General features: G+C 64.5%; 3 protein-coding genes. All 3 read left to right on the forward strand.

Translation table 11 applies throughout. The annotated features are described in order from the left end of the window. Positions 1 to 194: 194 nt before the first annotated feature. Positions 195 to 1,022, forward strand: coding sequence for an SDR family NAD(P)-dependent oxidoreductase (locus tag EOD07_RS32240; RefSeq protein ID WP_206519624.1), 828 nt, complete (start codon positions 195 to 197; stop codon positions 1,020 to 1,022). Positions 1,023 to 1,080: 58 nt separating this feature from the next. After that, a complete protein-coding gene (locus tag EOD07_RS32245) occupies positions 1,081 to 1,881 on the forward strand; it encodes an N-acyl homoserine lactonase family protein (protein ID WP_040985787.1) in 801 nt (266 codons plus the stop codon). Between the two features lie 71 nt (positions 1,882 to 1,952). Continuing rightward, positions 1,953 to 2,065, forward strand: a 113-nt coding sequence (locus EOD07_RS39135) for an NAD(P)-binding domain-containing protein (protein ID WP_281059108.1), incomplete at its 3' end; no start/stop codon positions are given.

Below are 2,065 nucleotides of genomic sequence, written 5' to 3' on the forward strand. Positions count from 1 at the left end.
GTCATCCAGCGCGAGAGCACCTGACCCGCCTCTGGACCGGAGCACGACACTGCTTTCCGCTTTTCCGCGATTGCATTTTGTTACCGGTACCAATATAAAGTCGAAACCTGCATGGTAGTCGCGCGCCGCGCGGGCTGTCGGTCGGAACGAGGGGTCTTGGCAATGCTCACAGAGTGGCGGAACAGGATTTGAGCTTGTCTAAGGAAGCCGAGGGGGCCGCGCCCTCCACCCGGGCGAAGCCGCTCAACGAATGCACCGCCTTGATCACGGGCTCCACCGCCGGTCTCGGGCAGGCGATGGCGGCTAGGCTTGCCGAGGCCGGATGCAGCGTCATGCTGCACGGGCTGGAAGACGCCGAGCAGATCGAAGCGCAACGCGATGACCTCGCCCGCAAGACGGGCGCCCGCGTGGCCTACCACAAGGCCGATCTCTCGACGCGGTCGGGGGTCGAAGGGTTGATCAGCACCGCGATGTCGGTGCTCGGTCCGATCGACATCCTCGTCAACAACGCGGTCGTCCGGCACTTCGCGCCGGTCATGGATTTCCCGGCCGAGCAATGGGACCTTGCGCTCGCGGTCAACCTCTCCGCCGCGTTCCACGCCATCCGGCTTCTGCTTCCCGACATGCGCAGCCGGAATTTCGGCCGGATCTTCAACATCACCTCGGTCTACGGCATGCGCGGAACGACCGACCGCGTCGGCTATGTGACGACGAAGTCTGCTATCCTCGGCTTGACCCGCGCCGTTGCGCTGGAGAACCTGGACCGCGACGTGACCTGTCACAGTCTCTGCCCAGGCTCGGTGCTGACGCCGGGCACGGAGGAACGGGTGGAGAGGCTGATGGCGGAGCGCGGCATCGATCGGACGGCGGCCGAGCGGCTGTTCCTCGAAGGCAAGCAGCCGGGCGGCAATTTCGTCTCGGCGCGGAGCATCTCCGACCTGCTCGTCTTCCTGTGCGGCCCGATCGCCCGTGACATGACCGGATCCGTGCTGCCGGTCGAGGCCGGCTGGCTGGCAAGTTGAACCGGCGCTGAAGCAGACCGGCATGCTCGCACGGGCACGGAGCTGAAGGGAGCTATCCATGGACGACCTCTACGAAGTCTACGCCATCCGTTACGGCCACCACGACCGCAACGCGGCCGCGAATTTCATCGGCGGTGATCCGCATGACGGCCCGATGCCGCTCGACTATTTCGTCTGGGCGATCGTCGGCAAGTCACGCACTTTCGTGTTCGACACGGGCTTCGACGCGAAAGTCGCGGACCGGCGCCAGCGCAACCTGCTGCGCCCGGTCGGCGAGGGGCTGAAGATGATCGGCATCGATCCGGACAAGGTCGAGGATGTCATCATCTCGCACATGCATTTCGATCATGCCGGCAATCACGAGCTGTTCCCGAAAGCCCGCTACCACGTCCAGGACGTGGAAATGGCCTACTGCACGGGCCGCTGCATGTGCCACAATTATCTCAGGCATCCATTCGACTATGAAGACGTGGCCAGCATGATCGGCAAGCTCTATGCCGGGCGCGTGACCTTCCATGACGGCGTCTCGGAGGTTGCGCCCAACCTCACCGTGCATCGTGTCGGCGGCCATTCGAAGGGCCTGCAGGTGATCCGGGTGAAGACGCGGCGCGGCTTTGTCGTGCTCGGCTCCGACGCATCGCATTTCTACGCCAATTTCGAGCAGAACCGGCCTTTCCCGGTGCTGGAGAGCGCAACCGACATGCTGGACGGCTACGCCACCATGAAGAAGCTCGCCAGCACGCCGAACCACATCATTCCGGGCCACGATCCGCTGGTGCTCGCCCGCTATCCCGCCGCGCTGGCGGGCGTGGACGATATCGTGCGCCTCGATCTCGACCCGATCCCCGGAGCGCCGTGAGCGCCCTTTGATCGACGGCCCCGACGGTCGAAAATTTTCGGGGCGTTCGTCACAATCGCATGGAGACGACAATGAACAATCTCAAGCTCGGCCTGGCTGGCGCCGGCAGGATGGGAACGCCGATGGCGAAGCGCCTGCTGGCGGCCGGATACGGCGTCAGCGTCTATGACACCAACACCGCCGC

Source organism: Mesorhizobium sp. M2C.T.Ca.TU.002.02.1.1 (assembly GCF_003997225.1).

Bases quoted from the DNA above. Each gene is read 5' to 3' on its own strand.
- EOD07_RS32245 (WP_040985787.1), top strand. From the start codon at position 1,081: ATGGACGACCTCTACGAAGTCTACGCCATCCGTTACGGCCACCACGAC.